This is a genomic window from Acidithiobacillus sp. TH-A36 (assembly GCF_057473445.1).
Genome location: NZ_JBYCKP010000032.1, coordinates 1 through 4622, shown reverse-complemented (window position 1 = coordinate 4622; position 4622 = coordinate 1). Strand labels below are relative to the sequence as shown.

Annotated in this window: 4 protein-coding genes; 2 read left to right on the top strand and 2 right to left on the bottom strand. The window is 47.4% G+C overall.

Annotation, left to right across the window (positions count from 1 at the left end; genetic code table 11):
• Both AC2VLY_RS00810 and AC2VLY_RS00805 read left to right on the top strand, forming a co-directional pair.
• A partial coding sequence (locus AC2VLY_RS00810; protein WP_486921601.1) for a tyrosine-type recombinase/integrase occupies nt 1-545 on the top strand: 545 nt, incomplete at its 5' end.
• 91 nt (nt 546-636) lie between these two features.
• Nucleotides 637-843, top strand: coding sequence for a hypothetical protein (locus AC2VLY_RS00805; protein WP_486892810.1), 207 nt, complete (start codon nt 637-639; stop codon nt 841-843).
• Between the two features lie 720 nt (nt 844-1563).
• On the opposite strand, the gene AC2VLY_RS00800 is transcribed toward AC2VLY_RS00805, so the two are convergent.
• The gene (locus AC2VLY_RS00800) at nt 1564-2448 is read right to left on the bottom strand and encodes a hypothetical protein (protein WP_486892811.1); all 885 of its coding nucleotides are present in this window, start codon (nt 2446-2448) and stop codon (nt 1564-1566) included.
• Between the two features lie 23 nt (nt 2449-2471).
• A partial coding sequence (locus tag AC2VLY_RS00795; RefSeq protein ID WP_486921600.1) for a type ISP restriction/modification enzyme occupies nt 2472-4622 on the bottom strand: 2151 nt, incomplete at its 5' end.

Below are 4622 nucleotides of genomic sequence, written 5' to 3'. Positions count from 1 at the left end.
GTTTTAAGGAAAAGCGTCTGGTACCTGTATTATCGTGGCAAGAGATGGAAAGGCTGCTTACGCACATAGATCGGGGTACTTCCTATGCCGCCATGCGCGACAAGGCGTTGATCCGCTTTATTCTCGATACCGGGCTTAGAGCTTCGGAAGTGGTGGCCATGACCATCAAGGATGCCGGCGAGTATTTTGAGGGTCGGATCCGCCTGGTCGGGAAAGGCAACAAGGAACGCCTGGTGCGATTCCAGCCGGAAGGGGTCGAGGCAATGCGAAACTGGCTGCAGATCCGTCATCGTTCCCATCCGGAAACTGATGCAATGTTCGTGACCGACCAGGGCAAGGCCATCCCTGCCAAGGCCTTGCATACGATGGTGTCCCGGTTGCTCATCAGGTCAGGAATCGAAAAGCCTCAATGCGGCCCGCATTTACTCCGGCATACGGCAGCAAGCGCGTGGCTGGCCAAGGGCATGGATCTGCGCCAGGTGCAGGAAAACATGGGACACGCCAACATTGCTACCAGCAGCCGGTATCTGCATTTGCTGGAGTGATGGTGTAGCCCAACTGGTTGTCATGACGGTTTGGCAACCGTAACAGATTATATCCATACTTTGTCAACCATGCGCTTGCTGGAGTGAATATATGAAACTAAAAATCGGAGACTGGTACATGCTGGCCAATACCATGCACCCGGAGGATACGAGCTGTGACCGCAAAGTGGTGATTACGGAGCTAGACAGAAAATGGGTATCCTACGATGAGAAGGCAGATACAGATATGCCAGTGACCGGCTCATTTATGATGTCGCGGGTAGCTTTTCGCAAGTATGTGCGAGAGATTAGAGAGTGACGATGCAAAATCGTTTCTTGCCGAGTCCCCTATCTCCCTATAAAAACGCCCCGAATAGAGTCGGGGCAATCGAGAGTGTACCAAAAGAGGATGAATCTAGCACAATTAACGCATAGTTACCCCATAACAATTATATATAAAACAGTAAACAATGCAAAGACGTACAAAATTTTATTTCTGTTTGAAGCACGAAGGCCTCGTCATTTCTGATCGAGGCCAAAGGCATTCACCATCCCGGCGATGGGTGATGAAATTTTATCGCAGCCGGTTCCGATCATGTTCGGTGCCGGCAACTTGGAGACTGAACTGCGATTCCAGCCTCCCGGTTTCCCAACCTGCCCCATAACAGGCTAAGGAATCTGTTGATTCTAGCATCTCCGAACATTAAAGAAAATCCGGATTGGATACTCAAGCAGCTTGTGTGCATTTGCGGTATCCTATTCACTTTGAAAAAACGTAACCTTCATTTATTTGCTTTACCCATCAGCATTAAGCCCGCCCAATTCTTGTGAGTATTCTTTAGTGGGAATAACCAAGCCTTTTGCTCCCCGTCCTTGAGGACTTGAAAAGCGCCCAGGATCCATTATAACAAACATTTCTCCATCTTTTATTGATGATAGCATCGATCCGCTCTTTTCCCGAATTAGCAATAGCTTTGCAGCTAAAGCATAACCTATATGAAACAGCGCAAGAAAAAATATGAAACCCCTATCCTATTCCTCATCTTTTAGTGTCCCATCCTATCTCACGCAAAATCATTCCCACAAGCTCCACACTAACCCGCGCATCATCATCTGTTGGTTCTCTTATTTCTTTTCCTCTGTTTAATTGTTTTTCTTGTTCTGCTGATTTGTTACGAGCGTGTAGGCGATTAACAATAAATGCAGCATTAGATAAAACATGATTTTCCTCTGAAATTTTACCAATCATTTTACTGAGGTCTTTTTCAATGGCTTTTATTCCAATCCATTTGGCTAAAATGATTCTTGCTGTTTCTCGTGCTTCATCAACTACTGAACTTGCTTGGAATTTATGATAAGAGTCAACCAATCTAGAAAGTGACCCTCGCACCTTTTGAATGGCATCATTTTCTAACCGATCATCATTCTTGTCTTTCACTATATCCGTTATTTCCGGCAACACTCCAAATAATGACTGTGCCCGTAGCGTGAAAACTTGGTGCCCAAATATGTTCCTTTCAACATCAGTTATTCTCCAGTATGTTTTTTCCGCGCCTGAGCCAAGGTAAACTATCTCCTTTTTGGCTAATTCAATATCTGAAACAGAAGCAGACTGACCAATTGCATCGCAATCAAATTGTCCACTAGAAATGCCAACATGCTTCCCATAAAGCCCGTTTTCAACTCTATCTGGTATCCAATTATTGCTTGAATGGCCGTCATTCATACAATAAAATCGTCCTCTACGAACACGAGTAACAGTATCGAACGAGTCCTCCATAAAAACCTTGTTTCGGCAATAATCCGCCGGACATTTCAATAGTGTAAATTCTGCATCAACAACCAGAGGTCTTGGATAAATTGCCCATAGTTGATAGAAATCTCCTTCATATACAATCCCACGTCGAATTGCTATATAATCCATGCTGTTTCCATAGTTCATTATTTCTACCCCGTACTTGGCAATCTTTCGATAATCCCCTGAGTCTCCACACTCACCCTGACCACTCTCCCAATCAGCTCCACGATATACCGATAATTGCCTATTTCTTCCAGCATCCGATTAGGATCATTTTCGATGCCACTGGCCTTATCCACCCGCACCGAGTAGCGTTCCATCACCCACTCCACCGGAGATTTTCCATTGACCACATAGGCATAGGCTTCCTCTGGTATGCCTTTCAAGGTCAGGGCGTTGTTATAGACGATGCTCCCACGTTCCCCTTTCTTTGGAAAACGGATCTTCTGCACCGTGTAATCCCGCTTGTCGCCGGACCAGACTTCTTCCAGGGGCCAGGGTTCGATCTGCTCATAACCCAGGTGCAATTCCATCAGCTTCTTACCGGCTTCGGCAAAGGCCCGGAAGTCCGGCGCGTAAGGGATGCGGGGGATCATCTTGCTCAGATCCGCCGCGTAGGTTTCCCGGTACTCCGGGGAGTGCAGCAGGCCATAGATGTAGTGGAAAAGGTCGATCTTCTCAATGCCTTCATCCTGGTAATGGCGACGGAATTCGGCCAAGGCCCAATCCGTAATTGCATCCCGACGAATGTACCCGTCTGCGTCCGGGGTGCCGCCCAGATCGCCCGATTCATCAAAAAGATTGACCTGCGATGAATCCGCTTTGCTCAGTCGTTTGCGGGCTTCCTCGACGGTTTCGTACCAGTAGAAAGGGAAGGATTGGGCACCTGCTTCTTGTGAGTTTAGGTCAGGAATCACTTTAGACACCAAGCAGGAAAATCCCTTTTTAGCTCCAAGACTGGACACTGTAATCACCACATTCTCCTGCCGTTCAGTCGGGAACAGGCGCGGGATTTGCAAAACCATTTCATTTAATTGGCGGTTAAAGTACAGCCATTGTTTGCAGAATGGCCGATACATGGCCGTTCGGAGCGATTCTGGCACAAAATCATGCTGTTTTCCGCGTGAGACATCCTGCTTCAAAGCGCGTGACCAACTGATTTGTTCGGGATCGTTACAGATAACATCCTCGATCTTCGGCCATGCTGATTTTGGCAACCCGTCACAGGCTTGTGCGTACTTTGCGGAATCTGCATTGAATACGTCAATCATATCCTGCATGTTATCTGAGAGGTCTTGACGGCTATGGTTGTAGGCCCAGGCATCACGATTGGTTGCAACACCTAATGAATACATATCAAAAATAGCTTCTTCGCTATCTCTTTTATCACCCAACAGCATGAATTGTTCATACCCTTCACTACGCTGGCTATTCCAGTCCCCAGCCTCATTGGGCTGAATATGATTCCAGATCAGCCCCTTTATGCTGGAAGCCTTGCGAATGATAATCAGCTTGTCCTCACGGCTCAGATAGTCTCCAATATCGTGATAGTAGAGTTCCGCAGGACCAGAATGTTGCTGGTCTTTGATGAGGATGGTGACGGCTACTGGAGTGCGGGAACCTAATCCAAAAACTCCATCTCCTTCCTTGCGTCGCTGTTCTCCAGATGTTCTGGCATTACCCCGCAGATTGAACACATAAACCTGACTGAAATCCGCCAGCAAGCCCTTACGCAGGCCATCCATGTTGTTTGCGTCGATAAAGGAACCGTTTGTGACAAAACCCAATACTCCCTTGTTCCCAATCCGGTCAGAGGCCCAGCGAATTGCCCGAATGTAAGAGTCATAGAGATTTTTCACCAATGCGGCATTCGATAATTTTGCATAGGTATCCTCAATCCTCGCATCCAGCAACGGATAGCCCATGTTCTGATTGTTATCATTCTGGCTTTTCTGACCCGCAGAATACGGCGGATTCCCCACAATCACCCGAATATCCAGTTTCTTTTGAAGCTCGGCGCGTTCTGAATTACCTTCCAGGTAGTTTTCATCGGTGACACCGAGAGAGTCTTTCGATTCCTTCTCGCTGCGCTCATTCATCTGGAAGGTATCGGTCAGCACAATGCCGTTGAATGGCTTATATTGCAGGGTCTTGGCATGGTAGGCCGACTCGATGTTGATGGCGGCAATGTAATAGGCCAGCAGGACCAGCTCATTCGCGTGAATTTCTTTTTCGTACTTGCGCGGCAACGCATAGGGCTTGATGAGGTCGGACTGGATCAGGCGTGTAATAAACGTGCC

What these genes read in the sequence shown, in the direction of transcription:
- AC2VLY_RS00800 (WP_486892811.1), bottom strand. Translation starts at nt 2,448, where the DNA reads ATGGATTATATAGCAATTCGACGTGGGATTGTATATGAAGGAGATTTC.
- AC2VLY_RS00805 (WP_486892810.1), top strand. Translation starts at nt 637, where the DNA reads ATGAAACTAAAAATCGGAGACTGGTACATGCTGGCCAATACCATGCAC.